The organism is Geminicoccus flavidas (assembly GCF_009806515.1).
GTDB lineage: Bacteria > Pseudomonadota > Alphaproteobacteria > Geminicoccales > Geminicoccaceae > Geminicoccus > Geminicoccus flavidus.
On record NZ_WUJP01000942.1, the window covers coordinates 1 to 15,985 of the forward strand.

Annotated in this window: 13 protein-coding genes and 1 pseudogene; 11 read left to right on the top strand and 3 right to left on the bottom strand. The window is 69.5% G+C overall.

The features are described 5' to 3' along the window. Both EQG76_RS26980 and EQG76_RS26985 read left to right on the top strand, forming a co-directional pair. Nucleotides 1-485, top strand: a pseudogene (locus tag EQG76_RS26980) (dihydroxy-acid dehydratase); the annotation flags it as partial. Between the two features lie 95 nt (nucleotides 486-580). Beyond that, the gene (locus tag EQG76_RS26985) at nucleotides 581-1,159 is read left to right on the top strand and encodes an NADPH-dependent FMN reductase (RefSeq protein WP_159718041.1); all 579 of its coding nucleotides are present in this window, start codon (nucleotides 581-583) and stop codon (nucleotides 1,157-1,159) included. 21 nt (nucleotides 1,160-1,180) lie between these two features. On the opposite strand, the gene EQG76_RS26990 is transcribed toward EQG76_RS26985, so the two are convergent. Beyond that, nucleotides 1,181-2,197, bottom strand: a complete 1,017-nt coding sequence (locus tag EQG76_RS26990; protein WP_159718043.1) for a LacI family DNA-binding transcriptional regulator — start codon at nucleotides 2,195-2,197, stop codon at nucleotides 1,181-1,183. 105 nt (nucleotides 2,198-2,302) lie between these two features. Between EQG76_RS26990 and EQG76_RS26995 the strand changes: the two genes are divergently transcribed. The 7 genes from EQG76_RS26995 to EQG76_RS27025 are packed head-to-tail and all read left to right on the top strand — an operon-like array spanning nucleotide 2,303 to nucleotide 9,804. Beyond that, the gene (locus EQG76_RS26995) at nucleotides 2,303-2,962 is read left to right on the top strand and encodes an RraA family protein (protein WP_159718044.1); all 660 of its coding nucleotides are present in this window, start codon (nucleotides 2,303-2,305) and stop codon (nucleotides 2,960-2,962) included. A 60-nt stretch (nucleotides 2,963-3,022) separates the two neighbouring features. Further along, nucleotides 3,023-4,057, top strand: coding sequence for a TRAP transporter substrate-binding protein (locus EQG76_RS27000; RefSeq protein WP_159718045.1), 1,035 nt, complete (start codon nucleotides 3,023-3,025; stop codon nucleotides 4,055-4,057). 56 nt (nucleotides 4,058-4,113) lie between these two features. Then, complete coding sequence (locus EQG76_RS27005) at nucleotides 4,114-4,602, top strand: TRAP transporter small permease (protein WP_200841160.1); 489 nt, start codon at nucleotides 4,114-4,116, stop codon at nucleotides 4,600-4,602. Then, nucleotides 4,599-5,885: a TRAP transporter large permease gene (locus tag EQG76_RS27010; protein WP_159718047.1), complete on the top strand. Its 1,287-nt coding sequence runs from the start codon at nucleotides 4,599-4,601 to the stop codon at nucleotides 5,883-5,885. Before EQG76_RS27005 ends, EQG76_RS27010 begins: the two co-directional genes overlap by 4 nt. A 19-nt stretch (nucleotides 5,886-5,904) precedes the next feature. Beyond that, nucleotides 5,905-6,951, top strand: a complete 1,047-nt coding sequence (locus tag EQG76_RS27015) for a C-terminal binding protein (protein ID WP_159718048.1) — start codon at nucleotides 5,905-5,907, stop codon at nucleotides 6,949-6,951. A gap of 28 nt (nucleotides 6,952-6,979) precedes the next feature. Continuing rightward, entirely contained in the window at nucleotides 6,980-8,284 is a 1,305-nt protein-coding gene (locus EQG76_RS27020; protein WP_159718049.1) for an aspartate aminotransferase family protein, read from the top strand. 41 nt (nucleotides 8,285-8,325) lie between these two features. Beyond that, entirely contained in the window at nucleotides 8,326-9,804 is a 1,479-nt protein-coding gene (locus tag EQG76_RS27025; protein WP_159718050.1) for a protein adenylyltransferase SelO, read from the top strand. A gap of 6 nt (nucleotides 9,805-9,810) precedes the next feature. Here EQG76_RS27025 and EQG76_RS27030 read toward each other — a convergent pair whose 3' ends face one another. After that, nucleotides 9,811-10,545: a pyridoxamine 5'-phosphate oxidase family protein gene (locus EQG76_RS27030; protein WP_159718051.1), complete on the bottom strand. Its 735-nt coding sequence runs from the start codon at nucleotides 10,543-10,545 to the stop codon at nucleotides 9,811-9,813. Between the two features lie 76 nt (nucleotides 10,546-10,621). On the opposite strand from EQG76_RS27030, the gene pdxR reads away from it, so the two are divergent. Beyond that, on the top strand, nucleotides 10,622-12,046 hold the full coding sequence (gene pdxR, locus EQG76_RS27035) for a MocR-like pyridoxine biosynthesis transcription factor PdxR (protein ID WP_159718053.1): 1,425 nt from the start codon (nucleotides 10,622-10,624) through the stop codon (nucleotides 12,044-12,046). A 27-nt stretch (nucleotides 12,047-12,073) separates the two neighbouring features. Here pdxR and EQG76_RS27040 read toward each other — a convergent pair whose 3' ends face one another. Beyond that, nucleotides 12,074-14,671 carry an ATP-binding protein gene (locus EQG76_RS27040; protein ID WP_159718055.1) on the bottom strand — a complete coding sequence of 866 codons (2,598 nt, stop codon included), beginning with the start codon at nucleotides 14,669-14,671 and terminating at the stop codon, nucleotides 12,074-12,076. A 278-nt stretch (nucleotides 14,672-14,949) separates the two neighbouring features. Here EQG76_RS27040 and EQG76_RS27045 point away from each other — a divergent pair. Further along, nucleotides 14,950-15,985, top strand: a 1,036-nt coding sequence (locus tag EQG76_RS27045; protein ID WP_159718057.1) for an ABC transporter substrate-binding protein, incomplete at its 3' end; no start/stop codon positions are given.

The following is a 15,985-nucleotide window of genomic DNA, read 5'->3' on the forward strand; positions in this document are numbered from 1 at the left end:
TCACCTCGCTGGCCGACCTCGCACAGCGGATCGACGATCCGGCACTGGACGTCCAGCCGGACGATTTCCTGGTGCTGCAGCATGCCGGCCCCACAAGTGAGGCGGCCATGCCGGAGGCGGGCTACCTGCCGATTCCGACCAGGCTGGCGCGGGCCGGGGTGAAGGACATGGTCCGGATCTCCGATGCGCGCATGAGCGGCACCGCGTTCGGCACGATCGTGCTGCATGTCGCGCCGGATGCCGCATCGGGCGGGCCGCTGGGCCTCGTGCGCGACGGCGACCGGATCAGGCTGTCGGTGGCCGGGCGCCGCCTAGAGCTGCTGGTGCCCGAGGAGGAGCTGGAACGGCGCCGCCAGTCGGCGCCGGCCGCTTCCAGGCCGGCCTCGCGCGGCTATGACCGGCTCTACCAGGAGCAGATCCTCCAGGCTGACGAGGGCTGCGACTTCCGCTTCCTCCAGCCGCCTGCCCTGGCCGGCGGCGGATGAGGTAGGCGCAGGGCGGCCCTGCGGCAGGCGGAGTTGCCGGCAATCCCGCACCGCCCTAGCTGCGCTGCGAGCCCTCCTCTTGTCGAAGGACCATCATGACCGCGCCTACCGCCCTGCCGCCACGGCTCCTGGGCTTGTCCGGCAGCCTGCGCCGCATCTCGATCAACACCGCCTTGCTGCGCGCGCTCCAGGCCCGGCTGGCCGGCCGAGCCGAGCTCGTCATCTTCCCGCTGGACGAGATCCCGCCCTACAATGGCGATTTGGACGGGGAGAACGCGCCAGCACCGGTGCTGGCGCTCAAGCAGGCGATTGCGCGTGCGGACGGCGTGATCGTGTCGTCGCCCGAGTACAACTACGGCATGTCCGGCGTGCTCAAGAACGCGCTGGACTGGGCGTCCCGGCCGGCGATGCGCTCGCCGCTGAAGGGCAAGCCGGCCCTTGCCATGACCGCGTCGCCGGCGTTTACCGGCGGCGTGCGCGCCCAGCACCAGTTGCGCGAGACCCTGTCCGCGACGCTGGCCCGGGTGATCGCGCGCCCCCAGGTCGTGGTCTCGGCCACGGTCGAGCAGGTGCAGGACGGCGTGCTAGTCGACGAGGCCAAGGTCGACTTCGCGCTGGCCGCGGTCGACGACCTGCTCGCCGAGATCGCCCTCCTGCGCAAGGCGGCAGGCTGAGCTTCCTGCCTGGCACGGGCCTCAGGCCGAGCTGCCGGGCACCAGCTCCAGGGACAGGACCTGCTCGCGCTGGGTGAAGCTGCCCTGCTCCAGCCGCTCGAGTAGGCTTGCCGCACCGGCCTCGCCCAACTCATAGGCCCGCGAGCGGACCGAGCAGAGCGGCAGGTCGCCCCAGCCCGTGAAGGGGAAGGCATTGAAGCCGGCGACCCCGACATCCTCGGGCACACGTAACCCGCAGCGCCGCAGCACCTGGATCGCGATCGCCGCGATCTGGTCGTTCTGGCCCAGCAGGAGATCAGGCGGAGGTCGGCCGTCCAGGTGCGCCGCGATCGCTTCTGCGATCGCCTCGCCGCTGGTCTCGTCACACGGGACCAGTTCCAGCACGGCCCCTTCCGGCTCCAGCGCCTCGCGGAACCCGGCCACCCGCTCCTCGACCGCCGGCCACGGCACTTCCGAGACGATCACCCAGACCCGCTGCGGCCGGCGCCGCAGGAGCCCCGTCGCCAGTGCCGACGCCCCGCCCCGGTCGTCCTGGCGGATGAAGCAGGTGTCCTCCAGTGACGCCGCAGGCCGTTCCTGGAATACCACGAATGGCTTGCCTAACGCCGCCACCTGCCGCATCGCGGCCAGCCGCTGGCGGCGCGTGCCGGACAGGTCCAGGCACAGCCCGTCCACCTCGGAATGCTGGATCAGGAAGGAGGCGTCGAGCGCGCCTGGCCGGATCCCGTGCAGGAGCAGGCCGAAGCCGCGCGAGTTCAGGTAGTTGGCGAGCCCGGCCACCAAGTTGGCAGTGAACGGGTCGGCCAGGAAGCGTGGCGAAGGGTCCAGGATCGCCAGACCGATCGTGAAGTTGCGGGCGGTGCGCAGACTCCGGCCCAGCCGATTCGGCCGGTAGCCCAGCTCGCGCACCGCCGCCTCGACGCGTGCTCTGGTGCTCTCCGCGACGCCGGTGGTGATGCCGTTCACGACCTTGGAGACGGTGGCCGTGGACACGCCAGCACGGGCGGCGACGGCATGGATGGTGGGACGTTGGGGCATCGATGACCTTGCTTCTGCGTGCTCCGAGACGGGCCGTTGACGCGCCGATGGAACGCTCTTAGCGTCGCTGTTAATCGTTTAACATCGCAATCGGGCAGGCAGGGCATGGATCTGGACTTCGCGGCGTTGAAGCAGCGTCTCTACACGGCGGTACTGTCCGACGTGCTCGACGAGTTCGGCCGCATGGATCAGGCGATGCGGCCCTTCGTGCGCCCGCTGGACGAGACCCAGGTCCTGTTCGGCCGGGCGCGGACCGGGCTCTTCATGAACACCTACTCGGTGGCGCCCGGAGAGAATCCCTACGAGATCGAGATCGCGCTGATCGACGACCTGAAGACCGACGACGTGGTGGTGTTCGGCTGCGACGGCCCGACCACCCGGATCGCACCCTGGGGCGAGCTGCTGACCACCGCCTCGCGGATGCGCGGTGCCACGGGCTGCGTGACCGATGGCCTGGTACGCGACGTCCGTCAGATCCGGGCACTGGGCTTCCCCGTGTTCCACGGCGGCATCGGCCCGCTCGACTCAAAGGGGCGTGGCAAGATGATGGCGATGGACGTGCCGATCATGTGCGGCGGGGTGCCGATCGCCCCGGGCGACCTCGTGTTCGGCGACGTGGACGGCGTGGTCGTGATCCCGAGCGAGATCGCAAGTGACGTCATCGCCGCGGCTCTGCGCAAGATCGAGAGCGAGGACAACACCCGCCGGGAGCTGGAGCAGGGCAGCCTCCTGGGCGAGGTCTACGCGAAATACGGCGTTCTCTGACGTCGGACGGATGGGGGTCCGGACTGGCGTTCTCGGCAGTCAACGAGGGAGGTATTCGACATGGCAGTGAAAGGCTTGATCGCCGCATTTGCAGGAGCGCTCCTGGCCCTGGGCGGGTCGGGAGCGCTCGCGGCGGAGTTCACCATCCGCGGCAGCCATAGCGAATCGACCGAGAGCCCCCTGCACAAGGGCTGGCAGGTCTTCGAGTCCTATGTCGAGAGCGCCAGCGGCGGCCGGATCGAGGTGACGGTCTCGCCGGCCGGCCAGCTCGGCTCGATCAAGGACGCGATGGAGCAGGCCAAGCTCGGCGCCATCGAGATGGCGCAGGGCGACGAGCAGACGCTCGACAGCTTCTACAAGCCGATGATGGTCCTGGCGACGCCCTACCTGTTCGCCAATGACGAGGAAGGGCGGGCGTTCCTCGATTCCGACTTCTTCATGGAAGTCCGCGAGAAGATGGCCAAGCAGTCGGGCCTGCGCCTGCTCGCGGCCTCCTCCTACGGGTTTCGCTGCTTCACCAACAACGTGAAGCCGATCCGCTCCGCGGCCGACATGGAAGGCGTGCGCATGCGCGTGCCGCCGAGCCCGATGTCGCTGGCAATGGTGCAAGCCATGGGCGGCTCGCCCACCCCGGTTCCGTGGGAGGAGCTCTACGGCGCCATGCAGTCCGGCGTGGTCGATGGCCAGGAGAACCCGGTCGGCGTGGTGCTCGACTACTCCTTCTTCCAGGTCCAGAAATACCTGACGCTCGACAACCACCAGCTCGGCTTCAACACCCTCATGATCGGCGAGCAGTTCTTCCAGAGCCTGCCGCCCGACCTGCGGGTGATCGTCGTCACCGGCGCGCAGATGGCGGCCGCCACCGAGTATGGCGAGCGCAACTACCAGGCTCGGGTGAGCGCGGTCGACCAGCTGCGCGCGCAAGGCATGGAGGTCTATGCGCCGACCCAGGAGGAGCTCGAGACCTTCCGCACGGCGACGCGCGAGCCGATCCAGGCCTACCTCAAGCAGGAGCTAGACCCGGCCTATGTCGATGCGGTCTACGGCGAGGTCGCCGCGATCCGGCAGAAGCTGACCGAATCCGTCAGCCAGTGACGTTTTGAACAGCGGACCATGCCCCTGCCGGCCGGCAGGGGCAGATGGAGACTCACTTGAGATCGCTGGCTGCCTGGCTGAACGGCCTTGTCGACCTGCTGCTCGTCCTGTCGCTCGCCGTGATCACGAGCGTGCTCGCCCTGCAGGTCATGTTCCGATACTTCCTCCATGCGGCCCTGCCCTGGCCTGAGGAACTGGCTCAGTTCCTGCTCATCCTGATCTCGTTCCTCGGCATGTACCGGGCGTTCGGCAGGAACCAGCATATCGGCATGAACTGGATGCCCGAGCGCTCCCGTTCGGCGCACATGGTGAAGGCCGCGGGCCTGCTGCTGGTCGCGGTGTTCCTCGTCTATGTCGGCTTCGGCGGTTGGAAGCTGGCGATGAGCGCTTGGCACCAGCCCTCTACCGCGCTGCGCCTGCCGATGGCGATCCCGTACCTGGTCGTGCCGCTCTCCTGCCTCCTGTCCGTGCTGGCGGTGCTGGATCGGATCCGCCGGCTCCTGTCCGGTCAGGCAAGTGCGCTCGGGGGGGAGCAGGCTCGATGAACACCGCTATCGTCATCCTGCTCCTGGTGGCCCTGCTGGCGATCGAGACGCCGATCGCGTTCGCGGTGGGCCTGTGCGCGCTGGCGGGCCTTCTGATCACCGACCTGGGCAATGCCCAGATCGCCGCACAGCGCCTGTTCGCGGGCATGAACAGCTACGGCCTCCTGGCTCTGCCCCTGTTCATCCTGGCCGGCAACCTCCTGGTCGCCGGCGGCATCATCCAGCGCCTGGTCGACTTCGCCGACGTGATCGTAGGCCGCATCCGTGGCGGCCTGGCCTATGTCAACGTCATCGCCAACCTGATGATGGCGGGCGTCTCGGGCTCGGCCACCGCCGACACCGCGGCACTCGGCTCGGTGATGGTGCCAATGATGAAGGCGCGGCGCTATTCTGTGGACTTCGCCGCAGCGCTCACCGTGTCCGGGGCGATCATCGCACCGATCATCCCGCCCAGCCTGATCATGGTGATCTACGCCATCCCGACCCGTCTCTCGATCGGCGCCATGTTCTTCGCCGGCATCCTGCCGGGCCTGCTGATCGCCCTCTTGCTGGCGGCCTATGTGGCCTATGCCTGCCGCAACCATCCGCTGGTGGAAGCGGCCGACCACCCGCAGCGCAGCTTCGCCCGCTCCTGCCTGGACGCCGTGCCGGTGCTCATCGCCCCGGTCATCATCGTGGGCGGCGTGCGCGGCGGCGTGTTCACCGCGACCGAGGCAGCGGCCGTCCTGTGCGTCTATGCCCTGTTCCTGACCTGCGTGCTGTACCGCTCGGTGGGGCCGAAGCAGTTGTTCCATGTCTTCCAGGAAAGTGCACTGACCACCGCGACCGTGATGATCGTGGTCGGCACTGCCAGCCTGTTCGCCTGGTTCCTGGCGATCGAGGACATCCCGCGGGCGGCCAGCGCCCTGTTCCTGTCGCTGACCGACAATCCCATCGTCTTCCTCCTGATCGTCAACGTCTTCCTGCTGATCGTGGGCGCGTTCCTGGACACAGTGCCGGCGATCCTGATCTTCGTGCCGATCCTGCAGCCGGCGGCCGTGCAGTTCGGCATCGACCCGATCCATTTCTCGATCGTGGTGATCGTGAACCTGATGATCGGGCTGAACACCCCGCCGGTCGGCACTAACCTGTTCGTGATCTCCTCGATCACCGGCCGGTCGATGGCCGCGATCACCAAAGCGCTCATGCCGCTCTACGTGGTCAAGCTGATCGCCCTGGCGCTCATCACCTACATTCCGTTCCTTTCGCTCTGGCTGCCCCGCCTGGCGGGCCTGATGCGCTGAGCCTGACCCGGAACCGACCATGCCCCGCCTGATCCTGCATCCCGATGTCCAGTTCGACGGCCCCGCCGACCTGGAGGCCGCCGTCTATGGCGACAGCTTCACCATTCACGCGTCGCGCTCCGCCGACCTGGACGCGATCCCCGCCGAGGTCTGGCGGTCCGCCGAGGGGCTGGTCTGCTACCATGAGATCACCGTGGACGCAGCCGTACTCGACCGGATGCCCGCCTGCCGGGTGGTGGTCCGCGCCGGGGTGGGCTTCGACAATATCGACCTGGACGCTGCCGGGCAGCGCGGCATCGCGGTCTGCAACACGCCCGACTACGGCACCACCGACGTCGCCGACCATGCCATCGCCCTGACCCTGGCATTGCTGCGCGGCGTGGTGGCCTATAACGACCTCCTCCAGGCGGACCCGGTGGCCGGCTGGAACTTCGCTAGGGTGCCGACCGTGCGCCGGCTCTCGACCCAGACCTTCGGCGTGGTCGGGCTCGGGCGGATCGGCACTGCCACTGCGTTGCGCGCCAAGGCCCTTGGCATGCGCGTCCGCTTCTTCGACCCCTACCGCACGACCGGCAGCGAGCTGGCGCTCGGGATCGAGCGGGCCGCCTCGCTGGAGGACCTGCTCCGTTCGGCGGACGTCGTGTCGCTGCACACGCCGCTCACCGCCGAGACCCGCCACCTGATCGACCGGGCGGCACTCGCCGCGATGAAGCCGGACGCGGTACTGGTGAACACCGCGCGCGGCGGGGTGGTCGATCTCCTGGCCCTGCACGCGGCGCTGGCGGCAGGCAGGCTCGGTGCGGCGGCGCTGGACGTGCTGGAAACGGAGCCGCTGCCGGCCGACCATCCGCTGCTGCAAGCCTGGCGGGAGTTGGGGTCGCCGCTGCGCCACCGGCTGATCGTCACGCCGCATGCCGCCTTCTACAGCCCCTCCAGCCTGATCGATCTCCGACAGAAATCGGCGGCGACCGCCGCCGGCTATCTGCACGACGGCCATTCGCGCGACTGCGTGAACGCCGATCGGCTGGACCTGGCCAAAGCCGCGGGCCGCCGACCGACCCTCTGACCCACGTTATGCAAGGATCTGTTCAGTCATGACCCGCTGTTCGTTCGACCGCTCCCGGCAACGGATCGCCGAGGCCAGCCAGATCATCCCGGGCGGGGTCAGCAGCCATTTCCGCCATGGCGTCTCGCCCACCCCGCTCGTGTTCGAGCGGGCGGACGGCGCCTGCCTGTTCGACATCGATGGCAACCGCCTGATCGACTACTATCTGGCGCTGGGCCCGATGATCCTGGGCCACACGCCCGCCGAGGTCATCGCCGCGGTCCAGGAGCAGGCCACGCGCGGGATCCTGTTCGGCGGGCAGAGCGAGCTGGAGTTCGAGGCCGCTCGGCTGGTGTGCGAGATGGTGCCCTGCGCCGAGCGGGTCCGCTTCGCCTCCTCGGGCTCCGAGGCGGACCAGCTCGCCCTGCGGCTCAGCCGCGCGGTGACCGGCCGCAGCAAGGTCCTGAAGTTCGAGGGCCATTACCATGGCTGGATGGACAGCGTGCTGTGGAGCGTGGCGACGCCCTCCGAGCAGCTCGGGCCCGAAGCCTCGCCCAGCCGGTTCGCCGGCAGCCTCGGCCAGGACGCGTCGGCCGGGGAGAATGTCGAGGTCCTGCCCTGGAACCAGGCCGAGCTCGTGGTCGAGCGGCTGAAGCAGGGTGATGTCGCCGCCGTGATCATGGAGCCGATCATGTGCAACAGCGGCGGGATCCTGCCCGAGCCCGGCTATCTGGAAGCCGTGCGCGCCGCCTGCACCGAGACCGGCACCATCCTGATCTTCGACGAGGTGGTCACCGGCTTCCGAGTGGGGCCGGGCGGCGCGCAGGGGCGCCTGGGCGTCACCCCCGACCTCGCGACCTTCGCCAAGGCGATCGCCAACGGCTTCTCGGTGGCGGCGGTGGCCGGGCGCGCCGACCTGATGGACCGGCTGGCCGGCGGCGGCATCCTCCATGGCGGCACCTACAACGCCCAGGCGGTCGCCATGGCAGCGACGGTCGCGACGCTGCGCCGCCTCAAGACGCCCGGCAGCTACGAGACGATGGAAACTCGGGGCCGCCGCCTGATGGACGGGGTCGACCAGGCCCTGAAGCGGGCCGGGATCACCGCCACGGTGACCGGGCTGCCGCAGATCTTCCATGTGGCGCTCGGCATGGCCGAGCCCGGGCGGCACTATCGCGACATGCTGAAGTCCGACCGCCAGGCCTATGTCCGCCTGACCACCGCGCTCCTGGAGCGGGGCGTGCGGGCGCTGGAGCGGGGCGCTTGGTTCCTGTCGACCGAGCATGACGACGCGATCGTGGATCAGACGCTGGCCGCCTTCGAGGATGCGGTTTCGGTCCTGAAGCCGGCCTGACGCCCTTGTCCCAGGGGTGGTGCGGCGCCCAGATGTCTGGAATGACCAGCACCATCCCCTTCGACAACAGCTATGCCCGGCTGCCCGATCGCTTCTTCGCCCGCACTCGGCCGGCCGAGGCGCCAGCCCCACGGCTGATCGAGCTGAACCGCCCGCTCGCCCTGGCCCTGGGCCTGGACCCGGACTGGCTGGCCAGCCCGGAGGGCGTGGCGATGCTGTCCGGCCGGGAAGTGGCGCCCGGCAGCGAACCCATCGCCATGGCCTATGCCGGCCACCAGTTCGGCTCCTTCGTGCCGAGCCTCGGGGATGGCCGGGCGATCCTGCTGGGCGAGGTGGTCGGCCGGGACGGCCAACGCTACGACCTGCAGCTCAAGGGCTCCGGCCGCACCCTGTTCTCGCGCGGTGGCGACGGCCGTGCCGCGCTGGGCCCGGTGCTGCGCGAGCATCTGGTCAGCGAGGCGATGGCGGCGATGGGCATTCCCACCACGCGCACCCTCGCCTCGGTGATCACCGGCGAGGAGGTGTACCGCGAGACGGTGCTGCCGGGGGCCGTGCTGACCAGGGTCGCGCGCAGCCATGTCCGGGTCGGCACCTTCCAGTATTTTGCGGCCCGCCAGGATCGGGAGGCGGTACGCCTACTGACCGACTATGTGGTGGCGCGCCTTTATCCCGAGGCGGCGGAGGCCGAGCGGCCGGCTTTGGCGTTCCTGGACCGGCTGGTCGGGCGCCAGGCGGAGCTGGTCGCCTCCTGGCTCCTGGTCGGGTTCATCCACGGGGTGATGAACACGGACAACATGTCGGTGGCCGGCGAAACGATCGATTACGGACCCTGCGCGTTCATGGACGCGTTCCACCCGCAGACCGTGTTCAGCTCGATCGACCAGCAGGGGCGCTACGCCTATGCCAACCAGCCGGGCATCGCCCAGTGGAACCTGACCCGGCTGGCAGAATGCCTGCTGCCGCTGCTTGATCCGGACGAGGACCGGGCGGTGGAACTGGCCAAGGAGGTGCTGACCGGGTTCGGCGCCCGGTTCGAGGCGGCCTTCCATGCCGGGCTGCGGCGCAAGCTCGGCCTGTTCCAGGCGGAGCCCGAGGATGTGGCGCTTGCCCAGGACCTGCTGGGACGGATGGCCGCGAACGCTGCCGACTTCACCCTGACCTTCCGCCGGCTGGCCGATGCGGCGGCCGATGGCGGCGCGGATGCAACCGTGCGAGTGCTGTTCGCGGACGGTGCGGCCTATGACGGCTGGGCGGCATCCTGGCGGGAGCGGCTGGCGCGGGACGGCGGCGAGCCGCAGGCGCGCCGCCACGCGATGCGGCAGGCCAACCCGCTCTTCATCCCGCGCAATCATCAGGTGGAGGCAGCGATCCGGGCCGGGGTCGATGCCGATGATTTCGGGCCGTTCCGCACGCTGTTGGCGGTCCTGGCCGACCCTTACGCCGACCAGCCCGAGCATGCCCATCTGGCAGCTCCGCCCCAGCCAGAGGAGCGGGTACTCCAGACCTTCTGTGGGACCTGAGGCGGCTCAGCCCGCCTGGGCGTCCTCGTAGCGACGCTGGTTCTCGATCAGCACCTCGCCGAGGCTGCGGCCTTCGCGATAGGCGGCGAGGTCCGGGCCGCGGGCGATGCCGTCCAGCAGGCGCGGCGAGGGCTCGGCGGCGCCGATCGTGGTCCGCACCGGGATCACGCCCGCCCAGACCGGATGGTCGCCGTCCAATTCGTCGTCGCCGACATTCTTGGCGCGGACCTTGGCCGAGGCCTGCTCGATCGGCATGCCGATCACTGTGGTGGCCTTCGCCTCCTGCGAGGTGGTCTCGCGCAAGGCCGCCTGCCGGCCGGGGAAGAAGCGCTCGACGATGCCCACCAGTGCCCGTCCCTTCTCCTCCGGATCCGTCACGATCCGCGCGGTGCCAAAGCACATGGCCGAGCGATAGTTGGCCGAGTGGTTGAACCCGGAGCGGGCCAGCACGAGGCCGTCCAGGTGGGCCACCGTCAGGCAGGCGGGTGTGCCGGCCTCGAGATGGCGCAGCATCCGGCTGGCCGAGGAGCCGTGCCAGTAGAGCGTGTCGCCCTCGCGCCAGTGGATGGTCGGGGTGCAGAAGGGCTGGCCGTTCAGCACGTAGGCGACATGGCAGAGGAAACCCGCGTCCAGGATCGCGTGGATCGAGGCGTGGTCGTAGCTGCCCCGGGCGTGTTCGCGCCGCACGCGGTTGCGCGCCGTAATCGGATAGCTCTGCCCAGATGCCGGATGATCGGTCACGTCGCTTGCTTCCCCCTGGAACCTAGCGCCAGTCTGCAGCCGCCAATTGGTCCGAAACAGATCCAATCCGTGCCGAATGAAGCGAACCAATCTGCCGGACTGGTCGTCCCTGATCCCGGTGCTGCCGACAGAGGGCCCGCGCCCGCGCGCGATCTACCTGGCGATCCGCCGGCTGATCGAGAGCGGCCTGGTGCCCCCCGGGGCCAAGCTGCCGACCACCCGTGACCTCTCCGCCAGGCTCGGCGTGTCGCGGCTGGCGGCTGTCACCGCGTTCGAGCTGCTGACAGCGGAAGGCTTCGTGGAAGCGCGGGTTGGCGCCGGGACCTTCGTCGCTTCGGCCGTTCCCTCGCTGCCGGTCACGAGCCGCGCCGAGCCGCCAGCGGAACCACCGCCCGGGCCTGCCAGGCCGTTCGGGCTCGGCATTACCGAGCCGGACCGGCGCACCATGGCGAGCTTCCGCCAGCTCCTTGCACGACGGTTGCGTGAGCCCGGGCCGGAGCATTTCCAGTATGGCGATCTGCGCGGCGGCCTGGAACTGCGTGCCGCGATCGCCGCCTATCTACGCACCGCGCGGGGCGTGCGCTGCCAGGCGAGCCAGATCCTGCTGACCAGCGGCACCCAGCAGGCTCTCGACCTGATCCTGCGCGCGATCCTCGTTCCCGGCGACGCGGTCTGGCTGGAAGATCCTGGCTACGCCCATGCCCGGGCCGCGGTCGCCAACAATGGCGGGCAGGTGATCGGCGTACCGGTCGATGCGGAGGGGCTGGACCTGGCGGCTCCACGCCTTCCGGCGGAGCGGGTGCGCGCGGTCTATGTTACGCCCTCGCACCAGTTCCCTCTGGGCGTCACCATGTCCATGCGCCGCCGCCTGGCCCTGCTCGACTGGGCAGCACGGAGCGGCGCTTGGCTGCTGGAGGACGATTACGACAGCGAGTTCCGTTATGCCGGCCCGCCGCTCACCGCCCTGCAGGGCATGGATGGTGCGGGGCGGGTGGCCTATCTCGGCACCTTCTCCAAGGTACTCTTCCCGGGGCTGCGCATCGGCTATGCGGTGCTGCCGCCCGAACTGATGGAGAGGGTGCTGCGGCTGCGGGCGCAGACCGACCGCCATCCGCCGACCCTAACGGAAGGCGCCCTTGCCGAACTGCTGACGGGCGGCCATTTCGCCGCCCATCTGCGTCGTACCCGCCGGCGCTGCCAAGCGGCCCGTGACGCGCTGGTCGGGGCATTGCGCCGGCAGCTCGGCCCGGTGCTGGAGCCGCCTGGCCAGGGCCTGCATCTGGTGCTGCCCCTCGCACCGCCGGCGGACGACCAGGCCATTGCCGCTGCCGCCGCCGCTGCCGGGGTGCAGGTACAGCCGTTCTCACCCCTGTTCATCGACGCGCCACCGCGCCCTGGCCTGGTGCTGGGCTTCTCCGGCTTCGCACCGGCGCAGCTGGAGGCCGCCGCTGCCGTGCTGGCCGGCATCATCCGCGCGGCCGGCAGCCCGCTGCACGGCTGACCGGCGCCTGCCCCACCGCGGTCCTGGTCAGGCGGCTCCCGGAATCGGTAGCAGTTCCCGGCGCATGACTTCCGCGCGGGTGGCGGCCACAGTGACGGCGAGTTGGCGCACCAGTTCGTCGACCGGCTGGCCCGCCAGCGCCTGCTGCTCGATGCTGCGCGCTAATACGCCGACCCGCAGGAGGCCGAAGCTCGGCGCGGTGCCGGCCAGGCGGTGCGCCGGCCCCGCGACCTCGGGAAGGTCATCCTGCAGCCGCTCGATCTCGAGCTGGGCCTGCTCTGCCGAGGTCAGCGCGTTCTCCAGGAACTGTGCGAACCTGGCCGGCCCCGCCAGCCCCTGGAGGCCGGTGATGCGCGCCTCGTCCAGCAGTTCCTCGGTCGCCGCCATCGGTCGGTCCGGGGCCGGCGGCGCGGCGGGTGGTGCAACGGCTGCCGTGGTGCCGCTGTTAGCCGTGGCGGCCAGCGATTGGAACAGCTCGTCCCAGGCGACCGGCTTGGTGAGCACCCCGTTCATGCCGGCCGCCAGGCAGCGGCGCCGCTCGGCGTCCATGACGTTCGCGGTCAGCGCCAGGATCGGCACGGTGCCGTGCGGCGGCGGCAGCGCCCTGATCCGCCGGGTAGCGTCGATGCCGTCCATGGTCGGCATCTGCACGTCCATTAGGATGATGTCGAACCGCTCCGTGCTCGCTCTTGCCAGCGCCTGCTCGCCGTTCTCGACGAAGACCAGCTGGTGGCCGTAGCGGCTGAGCGTGGCGTTCAGCAGGTCGCGGTTCACCTCGACGTCTTCTGCCACCAGGATAGTGAGCGGCCGGATCGTGGCAGGGTCGAAGCCAGCCTTCTCCGTGATCAGCACCACGTCGCCGATCTCGAAGCCCAACCGGAACGAGAAGGTGCTGCCCCTACCGGGCTCGCTCTCCACCTCAATCTCACCGCCCATGGCTTCGACCAGTTGCCGGCAGATTGCCAGGCCCAGGCCGCTGCCGCCGAACCGTCGGGCCGTCGAGCGATCCGCCTGCGAGAATGGCTGGAACAGCTCGCCCAGGCGGTCCGGTGCTATGCCGATGCCGGTATCCTCGACCTCGAACCAGAAATCGGCCCGGCCGTTCTCCAGCGAGCGGCAGCGGACCCGTACGCTCACCTGGCCGCTGGTGGTGAACTTCAGCCCGTTGCCGATCAGGTTGACCAGGATCTGGCGCAACCGGGTCGGGTCGCCGCGCACGACCGGCGGGGAATGCTCGTCCAGGGCGAAGACGAGGCTCAGGCCGCGCTCGGCGGCCTGCGGGGACATGATCGAGCGCAGCTCCTCCAGCAGCTCGGCCATGGAGAAGTCGATGCATTCGAGCGTGACCCCGCCGGCATCGAAGCGCGAGAAGTCTAGGATGTCGTTGATGATGCTGAGCAAGTGCTGGCCGGAGAGCCGGATCGCCCGCACATAGCCCTGCTGGCGGGTATCGAGCCGCTCGGCCGCCAGCAGGTCGGCCATGCCCAGCACGGCCGTCATCGGCGTGCGGATCTCGTGGCTCATCGCCGCCAGGAACTGCGCCTTGGAGCGCTCGCCGGCCTCGGCACGCCACTGCGCCACGCGCGCCTCGGTGGCCGCCACCTTGGCCGCGCCGGCAGTGGCCCGCAGACGCTGCATGGTGCGATGGAGCAGTGCGGTCAGGACGGACGTGATCGCGGTGATGGCCAGGATGAGGGCAACGCCCAGATAGACGCGCGGCCACCAGGACTGCAGCACGGTCTCGAGCGGCACCCCGGCCACCACGTAGAGGCCATAGCCTTCGACCTTGGCACGCCGGACGAGATAGCCGCCGACCGTCCGTTCCACGGGCGGCTGGGGTGCCGTGCGGTCCGTGACGAGAAAGGGCGGGGGCGGCGGCACTTGCTGCTGATCCGGCCAGTGATTGGCATCGAGGGCGTAGAGCCGGCCGACCCGGTCGGTCAGGGCCACGATCTGGGCAGAATCGTTGATCAGTGTGGCGAAGACCTGGGCGAACAGACGCCAGCTCGCACCGACCACCACGATTCCATGAAAGCCGCCGTCTTGGGCACGGATCGCCCAGCTCAGCGGCACGGCTTCCTGTTCCGACACGAAGGGAGCGATCGTCGGCGTGTCGACGAACATTCCGGTCGCGATCCCGTCGCGATGCTGCTGAAAATACTCGTTGCCGCTCACGTCGGAGCCGACCCGGGTCACGTCGCTGGTGTAGCGGATGAAGCCGTCCGGATCGACGATCGCCAGGCGGCGCAGGGCCTCGAGCTGGTCGATCCGCTCTGCCTCCTGACGCAACCGCAGATAGACCTCACCCAGCCCGAGCTCCCCCCGCCGGTACTGCTCCAGGATGATCGACACGGTGAGGTCCAGCGTGTCCAGCCCGCGGCCCACGAACCCGGCGCCGGGACGGACGATGGCCACGAGCGTGTCCGAAGCCCGACCGATCAGTTCGGCGCGGTCGCGCTGGAGCACGTCGAAGGCACCGGCGCTGCACAGGATGCCGATGACGGTGCCGGTCGCGAGGCCGATGCGCGCAGAGCGCAGGCCGCTCAGCCATTCGAGGCAGTGCCGGCAGGAGCGGATCAGGCCGGCCCGGCGGCGGGCCGCCGCCCTGGATCTCAGCGCTGACACCCGGCCGCTTCCCTCATGGCCGGGAGAAATGCCGGCCGGCCGCTTCGCCCCGGCGACCGTGGCGCACGCCATCGGCGCTGACGCTATCCTCACGGGCCGGCCCGATCAGCATTCGGCGGTGGTTCCAGACACGCGGTTGGAATCTATACTTGCTTCCCCGAGACGCCCGCATTCCCGCCTGGCGGATCGGTAGATGCACATGATGCATTGCAGGATTTCCGTAAGAAATCCAGACTAGGTTCGACCGTGCGGCGGATCTTGGGGTCGGAGAGGTGAGGATGAGGCTCGATCTGCGTGCCGGGCGCCGCATGTTCCTGGCCGGAACGGCTGGTGCGCTGCTTGCCGCCGGCGGCCCGAGGCGCCGCACCGCCGCCCAGAGCCGCACCAGGATCGTGTTCGCCTGGCCGTTCCTCAATGGCCAGCCGGGCATCCAGGAACTGGCGGAGCGGTTCAATCAGCAGAGCCGTACGGTCGAGGTGACGGTCGAGATCGTACCACAGCTCCAGGCCCTGCCCCGGCTGACCGAGGCGTTCGACAATGGCACCGGCCCGGACTGCCTGGCGATCTCCGACATCTGGCTGACCCAGTTGGCCTCGCGCGGCTGGCTGGAGCCACTGGACGACCGGCTCGCCGCCGATGGCATCGAGGCTGACATCGCGCCCGCCTCCATGGGTCTGGCCCGCATGTATCGCGGCACCGCCCATTATGTCGGCTTCGTGATCGAGTCCTTCCTCCTGTTCTACAACCGGCGGCTGTTCGAGGCGGCGGGGCTGTCGGCGCCGCCCGCCACACTGGACGAGTTCGCGGACCATGCGCAACGCCTCACCGATCGCGACCGCGACCGGTTCGGCTGCTACGTGGAAGGCGGCGACGGCTGGAGCTTCCAGCAATGGACTACCTGGGCGCTCGGAACGGGCGGGGTCGGGGTGAACCGGACCTTCTTCGATGCGTCGGGCCGCTGCGTGCTGAACAGTCCCCGCCATGCGGTGGGCCTGCAGCAATGGCTGGACCTGTACCAGAAGAGCAAGGTCTCGCCGCCTGAATCGGCGCTGGGCACCTTGCAGGACCAGACCGCCGCGTTCGCTGCAGGGAGGGTGGCGATGGTGATGGGCTGGGGCTCGTTCGTCGCGACCATGGCCGCGGCTGTGGGCGAGGACAATCTCGGCACGGCACCCACGCCCAGCGGCCCCGCTGGCGCCCACTACTATTATGCCGGCAACGGCTTTGCCCTGAACGCGGCATCGGCCAGCAAGGAGGCCTCCTGGGAGTTCATCCGGTTCCTGCTTCAGCCGGAGAACAACGCTGCGTGGAACC